This window comes from Curtobacterium flaccumfaciens, assembly GCF_051548005.1.
Classification (GTDB): domain Bacteria; phylum Actinomycetota; class Actinomycetes; order Actinomycetales; family Microbacteriaceae; genus Curtobacterium.
Genome location: NZ_JBPUGH010000076.1, coordinates 1 through 15,058, shown reverse-complemented (window position 1 = coordinate 15,058; position 15,058 = coordinate 1). Strand labels below are relative to the sequence as shown.

Genomic DNA, 15,058 nt, shown 5'->3' with positions numbered 1-15,058 from the left:
GGCTGGTCTCGTGGGCTCGGAGATGTGTATACGAGCCAGGGCGTCGGCCGCGCGGTCGCCAGCGGTGCGCAGCCGGCCCCGGACCGGCATGGGACCCGCACCGGTGAGTGCCGTCGGCAGACTGTCCGCGAAGGCATCGAACGGTACCGCGGTCCGTGGATCGGGTTCGTCCGGGTCTGCGAGGTGGTCGAGGATGGCGAAGCGCGTCGCCAGCGCTGCGCAGGACGTCAGCACCGCGATCGCGGCGACCGGGGACAACGGTCGCTCCGCGGGGCCGTCGGTCAGCGCGGCACAGGCCGCGCGCAGCGTCACTGCGGCAGCGATCTCACGCGGGTAGCGCACCGCTCGGTCGTGCTCGGATCGTGTCGTGGAGGGGATCATGCACGCCATCGAAGCGCGATCCGTGCCTCCAGGCCGCCGGGACGCTACCGCCCGTGGACGGTGCGCCGGCCCACCCGGCCTGTGCAGGAACGGTCCGCCGTCAGGCGCGGACCGCCTCGAGCGACTCCGCCACGAGGTCCCATCCGTCCGCGGTGCGCTCGACGACCACGCCGTGCGCGGCCGCCCACGACAGGAGGTCGTTGACCGACGCGATCTCTGCTCCGGTCCGACCGAGCAGTGCGACGAGCCGCCCCTTGGCGGTCTTGTTCCAGTGGTTGAGCGCCTTGCGTCGGCCACTGCCGTCGACGCTCACGACCCGGGGCGCCAAGGCGTCCGGGACCGGGCCCAGCTGGCGGTACCCCTCCGAGCGGAGGTCGAGGACGAGACCCGATGGCCGCGACGCGAGCGCGCGCGACGACACCGACGGCCAGTGCGACGCGAGTCGGACCGAGCCGAGTCGTGAATCGTGCGACAGCCGGTAGGCCGGGATCGGGTCCCCGGCTCCGATCGGCCCGAACATCGCGGACTGCACGATCACGTGCTCGGACCACCACCGACGGGTCGCCTCGTCGGCTGACTCCGCATCGAGGGGGTCGTAGAGGACACCGGTGTACCGCTCGATCGCCGACATGGTCGGGGCGGTGTCGAGCGCGAGGTTCCGGAACCGCTCGGCGATCGACTTCGGACCGAGCTTCAACGCCGTCCTCGCGGTGGACTCCTCGGAACTGACAGAACGGGCCGCGGTGATCACCGCGGCCCGTTCGTCGGACAGTTCCGGGAAGCTGAGCGCACGCAGGTCGAGCGTGCGACTCGGGTCCCCGCCCTCCCGCTTCGTCTCCGAAGGCGGGAGGAGGACGGTCAGTCCGGTCAGGACGCCAGCGCGGCCTGCCGCGCCACGATCGTGACCGTGTCGTGCTCGACCGACAGGAAGCCGTCGGCAGCGTCCGCGGTCACCGTCGAGCCGTCGGCCCGGGTGATGCGGACCTGGCCCTCGGCGAGGGTCGCGAGCAGCGGCTCGTGCCCCGCGAGGACACCGATCTGGCCCTCCGTCGTGCGTGCCACGACCATGGTGGCGTCGCCCGACCAGACCTCACGGTCGGCCGAGACGACGCTCACGGTGAGTGCCGCCATGTCAGCGGTTCTCCTTCTGGATCTGCGCCCACTTCTCTTCCACGTCGTTGATGCCACCGACGTTGAAGAACGCCTGGGTCGCGACGTGGTCGAACTCGCCGTCGGCGATCGCGCGGAACGACTCGATGGTGTCCTTCAGCGGGACGGTCGAACCCTCGACGCCCGTGAACTTCTTCGCCATGTAGGTGTTCTGCGAGAGGAACTGCTGGATACGACGAGCGCGCTCGACCGTGATCTTGTCCTCTTCGGAGAGCTCGTCGACACCGAGGATCGCGATGATCTCCTGCAGTTCCTTGTTCTTCTGGAGGATCTGCTTGACGCGCGTCGCGGTCTCGTAGTGGTCGGCGCCCAGGTACCGGGGGTCCATGATCCGCGACGTGGAGGTCAGCGGGTCGATGGCCGGGTACAGGCCCTGCGACGCGATCTCACGGGAGAGCTCGGTCGTGGCGTCGAGGTGCGCGAACGTGGTCGCCGGCGCCGGGTCGGTGTAGTCGTCGGCGGGGACGTAGATCGCCTGCAGCGAGGTGATCGAGTGACCACGCGTCGAGGTGATGCGCTCCTGGAGCACGCCCATCTCGTCGGCGAGGTTCGGCTGGTAGCCCACCGCGGACGGCATGCGACCGAGCAGCGTCGAGACCTCGGAACCGGCCTGCGTGAAGCGGAAGATGTTGTCGATGAAGAGGAGCACGTCCTGCTTCTGGACATCGCGGAAGTACTCCGCCATCGTCAGCGCCGACAGGGCAACGCGGAGACGCGTTCCCGGCGGCTCGTCCATCTGGCCGAACACGAGGGCCGTCTTGTCGAAGACCCCCGCCTCTTCCATCTCGCCGATGAGGTCGTTGCCCTCACGGGTGCGCTCGCCGACACCGGCGAACACCGACACACCGCCGTGGTCCTGCGCAACGCGCTGGATCATCTCCTGGATGAGGACCGTCTTGCCGACGCCCGCACCACCGAAGAGACCGATCTTGCCGCCCTGCACGTAGGGGGTGAGGAGGTCGATCGACTTGATGCCCGTCTCGAACATCGTGGTCTTGGACTCGAGCTGGTCGAAGGCCGGGGCCTTGCGGTGGATCGGCCAGCGCTCGGTGATCTCGATGGCCTCGTCGGTGTTGAGCACGTTGCCCAGCACGTCGAAGACCTTGCCCTTGGTGACGTCGCCGACGGGGACCGAGATCGGAGCGCCCGAGTCACGGACCTCCTGGCCACGGACCAGACCGTCGGTCGGCTTCAGGGAGATGGCGCGGACGAGGTCGTCGCCGAGGTGCTGCGCGACCTCGAGACCGATCTCCTGCGACGTGTCACCGATGGTGATCGTCGTGTGCAGGAGGTTGTAGATCTCGGGGATGGCGTCGTGGGGGAACTCGATGTCGACGACGGGGCCCGTGACACGGGCGATCCGGCCGACACCGGGCGCCGACGACGTCTCGACCGCGGTGGTGGCGGTGTCGGTCATGGCTGGTGCCTTCCTGAGGGTGGGTAACTGTCCGCGAACGACGCGGACTACTTCTTCTTCGACGAGAGGGCGTCGGCGCCGCCGACGATCTCGGAGATCTGCTGCGTGATCTCGGCCTGACGAGCGTTGTTCGCGAGGCGGGTGAAGTCACGGATGAGGGAGTCCGCGTTGTCACTCGCCGACTTCATGGCCTTCTGGCGCGCGGCGTGCTCGGAAGCAGCCGACTGCAGCATGGCGTTGAAGATGCGGCTCTCGATGTAGACCGGGAGCAGTGCGTCGAGCACGGCGTCCGCGTCGGGCTCGAACTCGTAGAGCGGGAGCGGCTCGTCGTTCGACGGCGCCTCGACCCCCTCGACGACCTCGAGCGGGAGCAGCCGGACGACCTGCGGCTCCTGCGTCGCGATGCTCACGAAGCGGTTGAAGACGATGTGGATCTCGTCCACGCCGCCCTCGGCCGTGTCCTGGAGGAACTTGCCGACGACCGCGTCGCCGATCTCCTTGGCCGTCGAGAACTCCGGCTGGTCGGTTCCACCGACCCACTGCTGCTCGGACGGGCGCTCACGGAAGCCGAAGTACCCGACCGCCTTGCGGCCGACGAGGTAGAACACGACCTCCTTGCCCTCGCTGCGGAGGAGGGACGCGAGTTCCTCACCCTGCTTGAGGACGTTCGTGCTGAACGCACCGTTCAGACCGCGGTCCGAGGTGAACAGCACGACTGCGGCACGTGTGGACGACTCCGGCTCGGTGGTCAGCACGTGGTCGACGTTCGAGAACGTCGCCACGGCCGACACGGCCCGCGTCACGGCCCGCGAGTACGGACCGGACGCGGCCATGCGGGCCTGTGCCTTCTGGATCCGCGACGCCGAGATCAGTTCCATCGCGCGAGTGACCTTCTTGGTGGTCTTCGCGGACTTGATCCTCTGTCGGTAGACCCGGACCTGCGCTGCCATCTAGCGACGACCCTTGACGATCTGCTCCTGGTCGACGTCCTCGGCCGAGGCCGCCTCGACCTGCTCCGAGCCGAGCGTCTTGCCGTCGCTCGTCTGGAAGCCCTTCGTGAAGGCGTCGATCTCGCGGTCCATCGCGGCGACGGTCTCGTCGCTGAGCTGGTTGGTCTCGCGGAGAGTGGTGAGGACGTCCGAGTTGCGACGGAGGTGCTCGAGCAGCTCCGACTCGAAGCGGAGGACGTCGGACACGGGGACCTCGTCGAGCTTGCCGTTGGTGCCGGCCCAGATCGAGACGACCTGCTCCTCCACCGGGTACGGCGAGTACTGCGGCTGCTTGAGGAGCTCGGTCAGACGCGCACCGCGGTCGAGCTGACGACGCGACGCCTGGTCGAGGTCGGACGCGAACATCGCGAAGGCCTCGAGCGAGCGGTACTGCGCGAGCTCGAGCTTGAGCGTGCCGGAGACCTTCTTGATCGACTTGACCTGTGCGTCACCACCGACTCGCGAGACCGAGATGCCCACGTCGACCGCGGGACGCTGGTTCGCGTTGAAGAGGTCGGACTGCAGGAAGATCTGGCCGTCCGTGATCGAGATCACGTTGGTCGGGATGTACGCCGAGACGTCGTTCGCCTTGGTCTCGATGATCGGGAGACCCGTCATCGAGCCGGCGCCCAGGTCGTCCGACAGCTTCGCGCAACGCTCCAGCAGACGGGAGTGCAGGTAGAAGACGTCGCCCGGGTAGGCCTCGCGGCCCGGCGGACGGCGGAGGAGGAGGGACACGGCACGGTAGGCCTCGGCCTGCTTCGACAGGTCGTCGAAGATGATCAGGACGTGCTTGCCGCCGTACATCCAGTGCTGGCCGATGGCCGAGCCGGTGTAGGGGGCGAGGTACTTGAAGCCGGCCGGGTCGGAGGCGGGGGCCGCGACGATGGTGGTGTACTCCATCGCACCGGCGTCCTCGAGCGCACCCTTGACGGAGGCAATCGTGGAGCCCTTCTGACCGATGGCGACGTAGATGCAGCGGACCTGCTTGTTCTCGTCGCCCGAGTCCCAGTTGGCCTTCTGGTTGATGATCGTGTCGATCGCGATCGCCGTCTTGCCGGTCTGGCGGTCGCCGATGATCAGCTGGCGCTGGCCGCGGCCGACGGGGATCATCGCGTCGATCGCCTTGATGCCGGTCTGGAGGGGCTCGTGGACCGACTTGCGGGACATGACGCCGGGAGCCTGGAGCTCGAGGGCACGACGACCCTCGGCCGGGATCTCGCCGAGGCCGTCGATCGGGTTGCCGAGCGGGTCGACGACGCGACCGAGGAAGCCGTCGCCGACGGGGGCCGAGAGGACCTCGCCGGTACGGGTGACTTCCTGGCCCTCTTCGATGCCGTCGAACTCGCCGAGCACGATGGCGCCGATCTCGTCCTCGTCGAGGTTCTGCGCGAGGCCGAGCGTGCCGTCCGCGAAGCGGATGAGCTCGTTGGCCATGACGCCGGGGAGGCCCTCGACGTGCGCGATGCCGTCACCGGCGTCGGTGACGTGCCCGACCTCGGCCGTGGAGGCCTTCGTCGGCTCGTAGTTCGAGACGAAGTCCTTCAGGGCATCACGGATCTCATCGGGGCTGATGGTGATGTCTGCCATGGGATTTTCCTTGTTGGTTTCCGGGGCCCTTCGGCTCCGAGAGGGTGATGCTGCCGTGACGACGACAGTTCCCGTTGTGGACTTGGGTGGGGCGGCTTCGACCGTACGCTCAGCCGGCCAGCTGGAGCCGGAGCTCAGCCAGGCGCGTGGACACGGTGCCGTCGATGACGTCGCCGCCGATCTGCACCCGGACCCCGCCGACGACCGACGGGTCGACGACCTGGTTGATGCTGATGTCCTTGCCGTACCGCTCGCCGAGGCCGCGGGCCACGCGTGCGGACTGTCCGGCGTCGAGCGGCGTCGCGGTGATGACCGTCGCGACGAGCTTGTCCGCCTGGTCGGCCACGATGCGGCTCGCCTCGCGCACCAGCTCGCCGATGCGACGACCGCGCGGCTGCTGCACGAGCGCCGACAGGATCGTCACGGTCTGCCGCGACGCCTTGGAGCCGAGCAGCCGCTCGACGAGCGCGCCCTTCTCCGCCGCGCTGCCGAGCTTCGTGCCGAGCGCGAGCTCGAGGTCGGCGTCCGAGCGGACGGCGGTCTCGAAGGCGAACAGCTCCGACTCGATCGAGGTGCCCGACCCCGCGGTGGCGGCGACGGCGCGGATGCCCGCGTCCTCGATGCCCGCGAGGAGGTCGTCCTGCGACGACCAGCGCGAGCCGGCCACCGCGGTCAGGACCGCACGGGTCGCGTCCGACTGACCGGCGAAGACGCGGTCGAGGACGACCTTCTTGCCGGCCGGGTCGGCCGTCGGGTCGGACAGCAGACCGAGCAGCTGCGGCGCACCGGCGATCGCTCGCCCGGAGGCGAGGATCTCGGCACCCGTGGCCAGGTCGGCGCTGCTGCCGAGGTCGGCGAGCACCGCCCTCGTGGACGCGAGTGCTTCCCTGGTGGCGCTGCGCATGCTCAGCGCTCCCCGGCCTTGGAGGCCTCGAGGTCCGCGAGGAAGCGGTCCACGACGGCGTTCGACTTCGCGTCGTCCTTGAGGGACTCACCGATCACACCGGACGCGAGGTCCAGGGCGAGCGAGCCGACCTCGGTGCGGAGCGACTGGAGCGCGCTCTGGCGCTCGGCCTCGATCTGCGCCTGGGCGTTGGCGGTGATGCGAGCTGCATCGGCCGCGGCCTGCTCGCGGACCTCGTTGCCGATGGCGGTCGCGTCGGCACGGGCCTGCTCGCGGATGCGCGATGCCTCGGCACGCGCCTCCGCCAGCTGCTTGTTGTACTCGTCGAGCGCAGCGGCGGCCTGCTCCTGAGCGGCCTCCGCCTTCTTGATGCCACCTTCGATGGCCTCGGTGCGCTCGTCGAGCATCTTCGTGATCCGCGGGATGATGACCCGCCAGAAGACCAGCAGGATGACGACGAACGCCACCGCGGACCACACGATGTCGTACAACGGCGGGACGAGGGGACTGTGCGTCTCCTCCGCCGCGATGATGAGTGCGTTCTGCATCGAGAGGCCTTAGTTGGTGCCGGTGAAGATGAAGTACGTCGCGATACCGATGAAGGCGAGGGCCTCGGTGAAGGCGATACCGATGTACATGAGGGTCGTCAGGCGGCCCTGGAGCTCCGGCTGGCGAGCGACGGACTCGATCGTCTTGCCGACGACGATGCCCACGCCGATGGCCGGGCCGATCGCCGCGAGGCCGTAGCCCACCGTCGCGATGTTGCCGTTGATTGCCGCGAGAACGGTCGTTGCGTCCACGTGTTTTCCTTTCAGGTGCGGCCCGGCGGATGCCGTGCCGTATGGGGGTCAGTGCAGGTCAGTGCTCGTCAGCCAGCGCGAGCTGGATGTACACAGCGGTCAGCAGCATGAAGACGTACGCCTGCAGCAGCGCGACCAGGATCTCGAAGAAGCTGAACGCGATGCCGAACGCGAGCGTCCCGACGCCGAAGAGCTTGAAGGCGCCCTCGGTGTCGAACAGGAAGAACTGCGTCGCTGCGAAGAACAGGACGAGCAGCAGGTGGCCGACGACCATGTTCATCAGGAGTCGCAGCGTCAGCGTCACCGGACGGAGCACGAAGGTCGAGACGAGCTCGATCGGCGTCACGATGATGTAGAGCGGCCACGGCACCCCGGGCGGGAACAGCGCGTTGCGGAGGAACGCGCCCGGGTGCTTGCGGAGGCCCGCGTAGATGAACGCCACGTAGGCGACGATCGCGAGGATCATCGGGTACGCGATGCGGCTGGTGCCCTGCAGGTTGAACCCGGGGATGAGACCCGTCAGGTTCAGGAACAGCACGGAGAAGAAGATGGTGGCGAGGATCGGCAGGAACCGCTTGCCGTCCTTCTCGCCGAGGTTGTCGAACGTGTTGCGACGGACGACGTCGAAGGCGTACTCGATGAGCGCCTGGCCACGACCCGGCACGAGCTTCATCGAGCGCGTCCCGACGATGCCGATGATCAGCAGCACGGCGACGGCGATGAACCGGATGATGACGAGGCGGTCGATCTCGAACGGGGTCCCGGCGAAGAAGATCGCGTCAGGGAAGAACTCGTTGATCGACGGACCGTGGAACTCGGCGGCCTGGCTGCTCCCCGCCGCGACGGGGTTGACCGCAGCGGTGAGGGACAGGGGAAGAGCGTGGGATAGCAGCGCTGTCTCCTGTGTCGGCGCGCGCACACACGGCACGCGATGGTGGACTTTGTGGAGGCTCGCCCGCTCCGAGCATTGCTCCGGACGCGGACTTCGAGAAGCCTATCAGGTGCGGGAGGCTTCCCGGGCTCTCAGTCGCGGGTGTCGTTCTTCTCAGGGTGCGAGGAGGAACCGCGGCGCGGGGCCGCCCCCGTTCCCGCCGAGGCACCGGGCAACGGCACGTCGATCGGCACCCGTGCGCCCGCGACCACCACGACGTCGATGACCAGGGAGCCGACGACGCCCACGATGATGACGACGGCGAGCACCGGGAGGTCGATCCAGTCGCGTCCGCGCAGCAGGAACAGCGCGACGAGGAACAGGACGAACTTCAGCAGCCACGTGCCCATCACGATGCCGAAGAACGCACCGGAGATCATCTGCCCCTTCGAGACGCGCAGCGCGACGAGGACGGACAGCGCGGTCAACCCGAGGAACACCACGCTGAGGACGGCGCCGAGCAGGCCCGCGGCGAGCCCCGGGGTGCCGGCGACGAGCAGCCCCACGACTCCCCCGACGACGGCGAGTGCGACGGCGAGGAGGCCCGCCCAGACGAGGATGCGGCGGAACACCGGCCGGACGTGGTCGAGCGCGTTCGGTGCGGTCACGTGATGTCTCCAGGGATCGTGCGGTCGTTGGCGGCCCGGTCGAGCGGGTCGAGGCTGGCGTCCACCACTGCGGCGGAACGGTTCGCGGTCTGTGCGGCGATCTCGGTGCGCTTGCGTCCGAGCGGGGCGAAGGTGGTGACGGCGCACACGGTGAAGCCGACGGCGACGAACGCCACGACCCAGTACCAGTCGACGAACAGGAAGAGCAGACACCCGACCGCCACGGTCGCGGTCCACGCGTAGAAGATCAGCACCGCGTGGAAGTGCGAGTGCCCCATGTCGAGCAGCCGGTGGTGCAGGTGCTTGCGGTCGGCCGAGAACGGCGACTTGCCCGCGCTGAGCCGCCGGGTGACGGCGAGACCGAAGTCGAGGATCGGCACGATCAGGATCGCGAAGGGCAGCAGGATCGGGATGAAGGCCGGCAGCAGCGCCTGGCGTGTCTGGACCGCCGCGGGGTCGATGTTGCCCGTCACGCTCACAGCGCTCGTGGCCATGAGGAACCCGACGAGCAGCGCACCCGCATCGCCCATGAACAGCTTCGCCGGGTGCCAGTTGAGGATCAGGAACCCGAAGCACGCCCCGACGAGGACCGCCGTCAGCAGCGACGGCAGGTTGAAGAAGAACTCGGTCTGCTGCACCACACGGTTGATGAAGAACGTGTAGAGGAAGAACACCCCGCCGGCGATGATCGCGACCCCCGCCACGAGGCCGTCGAGCCCGTCGATGAAGTTCACCGCGTTCATCACGAGCACGACCGCCAGCACGGTGAAGATCAGGCTCATGTACGAGGACCCGACGCCCAGCGTGTTGCCGATCGGCAGGGAGACGATCGCCACGCCCTGCCACGCCAGGATGCCCGCGGCGATGATCTGCCCCGCGAGCTTCGTCATCCAGTCGAGGTCCCAGATGTCGTCCGCGACGCCGAGGACGACGATGATCGTGGCCCCGCCGAGCACCGCGAGCACACGCCCCGGTTCGGAGAACACGAGCCGGAAGTAGTCGGTGCCGGCGATCGACGGGAACAGGAACCACGCCGCGAGCATCGCGACGATCACCCCGAGGTACATCGCGATCCCGCCGAGCCGGGGCGTCGGGGTGCGGTGCACGTCGCGCTCGCGGACCTTCGGGTACCACCGGAACCGGACGCCGAGCTTCCACACCAGCCAGCTGATGCAGAAGCTCACGACCGCGGCGATGGCCCCCGCGAGCAGGTAGTACTTCACGCGATCAGGTCGGCTCCGACGACCCGGGCGATCTCGTCGTCGGGGATCACCCCGTGACGCACGATCGTCAGCTTGTCACCGGTCGAGAGCCCGGTCGCGTCGACGATCGTCGACCCGGTGGACGCCGCGAACCCGTCGTGGACCTCGATCGGGCCGCCGTCGAGGTAGACCGAGACGCTGTCGCCGAGCATGCGCTCCGCCGCGTCGACGTCCATCGCGGCCGGGTCACCCGTGCTGTTCGCCGAGGACACCGCGAGCGGGCCGACCTCCTGCAGCAGCTCGAGCGCGATCCGGGAGTCCGGCATGCGGAGTGCGACGGTGCCCCGGGTCTCGCCGAGGTCCCAGTCGAGCGACGGCTGTGCTCGGAGGATGACGGTCAGGCCACCGGGCCAGAACTCGTCGACGAGGTCGCGCACCTGCTGCGGGACCTCGCTCGCGAGCGCGTCGAGCGTCGGCGGCCCCGGGATGAGCACGGGCGGCGGGGACTGCCGGGTGCGGCCCTTCGCGTCGAGCAACCGCTGCACTGCGGTCGCGCTGAAGGCGTCCGCGGCGAGGCCGTAGACGGTGTCGGTGGGGACCACGACGAGCTCCCCCCGTCCGAGCGCGGCACGTGCGAGCCGCATCCCGGTGAGGAGGCCGTCGTTGTCGGTGCAGTCGTATCGGGAGGCCATGACTCGCACGATGATAGTGCGACACAATGGGTGGCATCGTGAACGAGAACGCCGTGCCCCCGCTCCTCTTCCTGTTCGACATGGACGAGGTCCTCGTCCACTACGACTGGCGCGTGCGGATGGAGGCCCTCGCGGCCTTCACCGGACACGACTTCACCGAGCTCCGCCGACGCTGGTGGGACTGCGGCAACGAGGCACGTGCCGAGGCCGGCCACTGGCCCGACGGGGACGCCTACCTCGCCGCGTTCGAGGACGCGATGGGTTGCGACGTCCCGGAGTCCGAGTGGGCACGCTTCCGGGGTGCGGCGATGACCGAGCTCCCCGAGCGGGTCGAGGCGGTCCGGATCGCGGCCGAGCACGGGCGCGTCGGACTGCTGACGAACAACGGTCCGCTCGCCGGGCGCTGGATCGCGCGGTGGGTGCCGTCGCTCGCGGCGGTCTTCGGCGACCACCTCGACACCACGAGCAACTTCGGCGCCCGGAAGCCCGAGCCGGAGGTCTTCCTCCGGGCGCTCGAGCACCACGGCGTCCCGGCCGAGCGCACCTTCTTCGCCGACGACATGCCGGTCAACGTCGAGGGCGCGCGGAGCGTGGGCATCCACGCCGTCCTGGTCGAGGAGCACACCGACCTCCGCGAGGCGGTCCGCGCCTTCGTCGCGGAGCAGGAGCAGGAGCAGGAGCGGGTCACCTCCCCCGTCGCCTGATCGACGCGTCGCGTCACGACCGGCCGGGAGGCACGGCTCGCGTCCGCCCCGCGGGTCGCGTCAGCGGGTGGCCGTGGTGGTGCGGTCGCGGCCGGTCAGGTCGACGTGCGTCTCCGGCGTGCGGAACCCGCGTGCGGCGAGGACCTCGCGGACGCCGGCGCCCTGCTGCTCGGCGTGCTCGACGACGAGGAGGCCGCCGGGCACGAGCAGACGCCAGGCCGTCTCGGTGAGGGCACGGACCGCGTCGAGCCCGTCCGCTCCCCCGTACAGCGCGAGCGCGGGGTCGTGGTCGCGGACCTCCGGGTCGACCGGCACCATGTCGTCGGGCACGTAGGGCGGGTTCGACACGACGACGGACACCGTGCCGTCGAGCTCGGGCAGCGCGTCGGCGAGGTCGCCCTCGACGAGCCGGACCGTGCCGCCGTGGGCGTCGACGTTGCGTCGGGTCCACGAGAGGGCCTCCGGTGAGCGCTCGACCGCGTAGACGACCGCGTTCGGGACCTCGGTGTCCATCGCGATCGCGATCGCCCCGCTGCCGGAGCCCAGGTCGACGGCCACGGGTGACGGGAGCGCGGTGGCGCGGAGTGCGTCGATGCCGAACTGCACGACGCCCTCGGTCTCGGGCCGCGGGACGAACACGCCCGGCCCCACGGCGAGCGTCAGGGCGCGGAAGTACGCCTCGCCCGTGATGTGCTGGAGCGGCTCGCGGGTGGTCCGGCGTGCGACGGCGTGTCGGAAGCGCTCGACGTGCTCCGCGGCGATCGCTCCCCCGGTCAGCGCGCGGGCCTGGACCGCGCCGCGCGAGGTGTCGGTCGCCCAGGCGAGCAGGAGCTCGGCGTCCACGCGCCCAGCCGGGACCCCGTGCGCGACGAGCGCAGCGGTCGCCTCGTCGAGGAGGCGATCCGCTGCGGAGGTGGGCCGCGGGTCGGAGGTGGGTCGTGCCTCCCGGCCGTCATGACGACCGTCCGACGGAGTGTCGGTCACGCGTCCTGGTCGCCGATGGCGGCCAGGCGGGCCTCCTCGTCCGCCGTGATGGCGGACTGGATGACGGGCTCGAGTGCCCCGTTCATCACGCGGTCGAGGTCGTACGCCTTGTACCCGGTGCGGTGGTCTGCGATGCGGTTCTCCGGGAAGTTGTACGTCCGGATGCGCTCGGAACGGTCCATGCCGCGGATCTGCGACCTGCGCGCGTCCGAGGCGATCGCGTCGAGCTCCTCCTGCTGCTTCGCGAGGATGCGCGCACGGAGGACACGCATGCCGGCCTCGCGGTTCTGCAACTGCGACTTCTCGTTCTGCATCGCGACCGTGATGCCCGTGGGCAGGTGGGTGATGCGGACCGCGGAGTCCGTCGTGTTCACCGACTGGCCGCCGGGGCCGGAGGACCGGTACACGTCGATCTTGAGGTCGTTCTGGTTGATCTGGACCTCTTCGGGCTCGTCGACCTCGGGGAACACCAGCACGCCCGTGGTCGACGTGTGGATGCGCCCCTGCGACTCGGTCGCCGGCACCCGCTGCACGCGGTGCACGCCGCCCTCGTACTTGAGGTGCGCCCACACGCCCTGGGACGGGTCGGTCGCGTTCGACTTGATCGCGACCTGCACGTCCTTGTAGCCGCCGAGGTCGGACTCGGTGCGCTCGAGGAGCTCGACCTTCCAGCCCTTCGTCTCGGCGTAGTGCGAGTACATCCGCAGCAGGTCGGCCGCGAAGAGCGCCGACTCCTCGCCGCCCTCGCCGCCCTTGATCTCCATGATGACGTCACGGCCGTCGTCGGGGTCGCGCGGGATGAGCAGGCGACGCAGGCGCTCCTGACGCTCCTGCAGCTGCTCCTCGAGCGCGGGGACCTCGTCCGCGAACGCCTCGTCCTCGCGGGCGAGTTCGCGGGCGGCGGCGAGGTCGTCCCCCGCCGCCTGCCAGGACTCGTACGCGGCCTTGATCTGGCTGAGCTCGGCGTACCGCCGGTTCACCTTCTTCGCACGGGCCGGATCGGCGTGGAGCGCGGGGTCCGACAGCTGCTGCGTCAGGTCCTCGTGTTCCGCCAGCAGCCCCGCTACCGACTCGAACACCGACTACTCCTGGTGGCCGTTGTGGTGGCCGCCGGTCGTGGGGACCGACTTCTGCACCTGGACCAGGAACTCGACGTTCGACTGCGTCTCCTTGAGGTTCCGCAGCACGATCTCGAGGGCCTGCTGCGGGTCGAGCCCGGCGAGGGCCCGGCGCAGACGCCACGTGATCTTGACCTCGTCGGCGGAGAGCAGCTGCTCCTCGCGACGGGTGCCGGAGGCGTTGACGTCGACGGCCGGGAAGATCCGCTTGTCCGCGAGGTGGCGGTTGAGGCGGAGCTCCATGTTGCCGGTGCCCTTGAACTCCTCGAAGATGACCTCGTCCATCTTGGAGCCGGTCTCGACGAGCGCGGTCGCGAGGATGGTGAGCGACCCACCGTCCTCGATGTTGCGCGCCGCACCGAAGAAGCGCTTCGGCGGGTACAGCGCGGCCGAGTCGACGCCACCGGAGAGCACACGACCGGAGGCCGGCGTCGCCAGGTTGTAGGCGCGACCGAGGCGCGTGATCGAGTCGAGCAGCACGACGACGTCGTGACCGAGCTCCACCAGGCGCTTCGCCCGCTCGATCGCGAGCTCGGCGACGGTGGTGTGGTCCTCCGCCGGGCGGTCGAAGGTCGAGGCGATGACCTCGCCCTTCACCGAGCGCTGCATGTCGGTGACCTCTTCGGGCCGCTCGTCCACGAGGACGACCATGAGGTGCGCCTCGGGGTTGTTCTTCGCGATCGCGTTGGCGATGGCCTGCAGCACGACGGTCTTGCCGGCCTTCGGCGGCGACACGATGAGGCCGCGCTGGCCCTTGCCGATCGGCGACACGAGGTCGATGATCCGCGTCGACAGCTTCTGCGGCTCGGTCTCGAGACGCAGACGCTCGTTCGGGTACAGCGGGGTGAGGTCGGAGAAGTCCTTGCGGGCCGCTGCCTCGTCCGCGGTCTGACCGTTCACGGTGTCGACCTTGACGAGCGCGTTGTACTTCTGACGGCTCTGCTGCTCGCCGCCCTGGGGCTGCTTGATCGAACCGACGACCGCGTCGCCCTTGCGCAGGTGGTACTTCTTCACCTGGCCGAGCGAGACGTAGACGTCGCTCGGGCCGGGCAGGTAGCCGGTGGTCCGGACGAAGGCGTAGTTGTCGAGGACGTCGAGGATGCCCGCGATCGGGATGAGGACGTCGTCCTCGCTGACCTCCGGCTCGAGGTCGTCGTGCTGGCCGCCACGGCCGCGCTTGCGGTCACGCTGACGACGGCTGCGGCCCTCGCCCTCCTGCGCGTCCTGCTGCTGCGGGCCGTTCTGGCCGTTCTGGTTCTGGCCGTTGTGGTTCTGGCCGTTCTGCTTCTGCTGCTGGCCCTGCTTCTGCTGACCGTTCTGGTCGTCCTGCTTCTGCTGACCGTTCTGCTTCTGCTGGCCGTTCTGCTGGCCCTGCTTCTGCTGACCGTTCTGGTCGTCCTGCTTCTGCTGGCCCTGCTGGTCGTTGCCGCCCTGGCCGTTCTGCTCGCCGTTCTCGGCGTTCTGGCCGCGCCCACGACCACGACCGCGGCTGCGGCGGCCGCGACGCGCGCCGCCCTCGCCCTGCTGGTCGTCGCCCGACTCGCCGCCCTGCTCGCCCGCCTGCGAGG

At 69.5% G+C, this 15,058-nt stretch carries 17 protein-coding genes; 1 reads left to right on the top strand and 16 read right to left on the bottom strand.

The window, feature by feature from the left end:
- The 13 genes from ACSW7Y_RS10340 to ACSW7Y_RS10280 form a co-directional block, all read right to left on the bottom strand.
- Window positions 1–381: hypothetical protein (locus ACSW7Y_RS10340; RefSeq protein ID WP_438126201.1), on the bottom strand; the 381-nt coding region annotated here is incomplete at its 3' end.
- A 100-nt stretch (window positions 382–481) separates the two neighbouring features.
- Entirely contained in the window at window positions 482–1,243 is a 762-nt protein-coding gene (locus ACSW7Y_RS10335; RefSeq protein WP_438126202.1) for a YaaA family protein, read from the bottom strand.
- 5 nt (window positions 1,244–1,248) lie between these two features.
- Window positions 1,249–1,512, bottom strand: coding sequence for a F0F1 ATP synthase subunit epsilon (locus tag ACSW7Y_RS10330; protein ID WP_022905158.1), 264 nt, complete (start codon window positions 1,510–1,512; stop codon window positions 1,249–1,251).
- A gap of 1 nt (window position 1,513) precedes the next feature.
- Complete coding sequence (gene atpD / locus ACSW7Y_RS10325; protein ID WP_438126200.1) at window positions 1,514–2,968, bottom strand: F0F1 ATP synthase subunit beta; 1,455 nt, start codon at window positions 2,966–2,968, stop codon at window positions 1,514–1,516.
- 47 nt (window positions 2,969–3,015) lie between these two features.
- Window positions 3,016–3,918 (bottom strand): F0F1 ATP synthase subunit gamma, encoded by a 903-nt coding sequence (locus ACSW7Y_RS10320; RefSeq protein WP_022905155.1) that lies wholly within the window; start codon window positions 3,916–3,918, stop codon window positions 3,016–3,018.
- On the bottom strand, window positions 3,919–5,547 hold the full coding sequence (atpA, locus tag ACSW7Y_RS10315; RefSeq protein WP_438126199.1) for a F0F1 ATP synthase subunit alpha: 1,629 nt from the start codon (window positions 5,545–5,547) through the stop codon (window positions 3,919–3,921).
- A 109-nt stretch (window positions 5,548–5,656) separates the two neighbouring features.
- The gene (locus ACSW7Y_RS10310) at window positions 5,657–6,451 is read right to left on the bottom strand and encodes a F0F1 ATP synthase subunit delta (protein ID WP_438126198.1); all 795 of its coding nucleotides are present in this window, start codon (window positions 6,449–6,451) and stop codon (window positions 5,657–5,659) included.
- A gap of 2 nt (window positions 6,452–6,453) precedes the next feature.
- The gene (locus tag ACSW7Y_RS10305; protein WP_058725321.1) at window positions 6,454–6,999 is read right to left on the bottom strand and encodes a F0F1 ATP synthase subunit B; all 546 of its coding nucleotides are present in this window, start codon (window positions 6,997–6,999) and stop codon (window positions 6,454–6,456) included.
- A gap of 9 nt (window positions 7,000–7,008) precedes the next feature.
- Window positions 7,009–7,251, bottom strand: a complete 243-nt coding sequence (gene atpE, locus ACSW7Y_RS10300) for an ATP synthase F0 subunit C (RefSeq protein ID WP_022905151.1) — start codon at window positions 7,249–7,251, stop codon at window positions 7,009–7,011.
- Between the two features lie 58 nt (window positions 7,252–7,309).
- A complete protein-coding gene (atpB, locus tag ACSW7Y_RS10295) occupies window positions 7,310–8,170 on the bottom strand; it encodes a F0F1 ATP synthase subunit A (protein WP_083513509.1) in 861 nt (286 codons plus the stop codon).
- Between the two features lie 104 nt (window positions 8,171–8,274).
- Window positions 8,275–8,790 (bottom strand): hypothetical protein, encoded by a 516-nt coding sequence (locus ACSW7Y_RS10290; protein ID WP_438126197.1) that lies wholly within the window; start codon window positions 8,788–8,790, stop codon window positions 8,275–8,277.
- The gene (locus ACSW7Y_RS10285; protein ID WP_438126196.1) at window positions 8,787–10,013 is read right to left on the bottom strand and encodes an MraY family glycosyltransferase; all 1,227 of its coding nucleotides are present in this window, start codon (window positions 10,011–10,013) and stop codon (window positions 8,787–8,789) included. Before ACSW7Y_RS10285 ends, ACSW7Y_RS10290 begins: the two co-directional genes overlap by 4 nt.
- Window positions 10,010–10,684, bottom strand: coding sequence for an L-threonylcarbamoyladenylate synthase (locus ACSW7Y_RS10280; RefSeq protein ID WP_438126195.1), 675 nt, complete (start codon window positions 10,682–10,684; stop codon window positions 10,010–10,012). Before ACSW7Y_RS10280 ends, ACSW7Y_RS10285 begins: the two co-directional genes overlap by 4 nt.
- Window positions 10,685–10,722: 38 nt before the next feature.
- Between ACSW7Y_RS10280 and ACSW7Y_RS10275 the strand changes: the two genes are divergently transcribed.
- Window positions 10,723–11,388, top strand: a complete 666-nt coding sequence (locus ACSW7Y_RS10275) for an HAD-IA family hydrolase (protein ID WP_438126194.1) — start codon at window positions 10,723–10,725, stop codon at window positions 11,386–11,388.
- A 60-nt stretch (window positions 11,389–11,448) separates the two neighbouring features.
- On the opposite strand, the gene prmC is transcribed toward ACSW7Y_RS10275, so the two are convergent.
- The 3 genes from prmC to rho all read right to left on the bottom strand — a co-directional run.
- Window positions 11,449–12,372, bottom strand: a complete 924-nt coding sequence (gene prmC / locus ACSW7Y_RS10270; RefSeq protein ID WP_438126193.1) for a peptide chain release factor N(5)-glutamine methyltransferase — start codon at window positions 12,370–12,372, stop codon at window positions 11,449–11,451.
- A complete protein-coding gene (gene prfA, locus ACSW7Y_RS10265; protein ID WP_438126192.1) occupies window positions 12,369–13,451 on the bottom strand; it encodes a peptide chain release factor 1 in 1,083 nt (360 codons plus the stop codon). Before prfA ends, prmC begins: the two co-directional genes overlap by 4 nt.
- A gap of 3 nt (window positions 13,452–13,454) precedes the next feature.
- Window positions 13,455–15,058, bottom strand: a 1,604-nt coding sequence (rho, locus tag ACSW7Y_RS10260) for a transcription termination factor Rho (RefSeq protein ID WP_438126191.1), incomplete at its 5' end; no start/stop codon positions are given.

Coding starts and splice junctions, on each gene's coding strand:
- atpD (WP_438126200.1), bottom strand. CDS start 2,968: ATGACCGACACCGCCACCACCGCGGTCGAGACGTCGTCGGCGCCCGGT.
- atpA (WP_438126199.1), bottom strand. CDS start 5,547: ATGGCAGACATCACCATCAGCCCCGATGAGATCCGTGATGCCCTGAAG.
- ACSW7Y_RS10305 (WP_058725321.1), bottom strand. CDS start 6,999: ATGCAGAACGCACTCATCATCGCGGCGGAGGAGACGCACAGTCCCCTC.
- ACSW7Y_RS10280 (WP_438126195.1), bottom strand. CDS start 10,684: ATGGCCTCCCGATACGACTGCACCGACAACGACGGCCTCCTCACCGGG.
- ACSW7Y_RS10310 (WP_438126198.1), bottom strand. CDS start 6,451: ATGCGCAGCGCCACCAGGGAAGCACTCGCGTCCACGAGGGCGGTGCTC.
- ACSW7Y_RS10330 (WP_022905158.1), bottom strand. CDS start 1,512: ATGGCGGCACTCACCGTGAGCGTCGTCTCGGCCGACCGTGAGGTCTGG.
- ACSW7Y_RS10320 (WP_022905155.1), bottom strand. CDS start 3,918: ATGGCAGCGCAGGTCCGGGTCTACCGACAGAGGATCAAGTCCGCGAAG.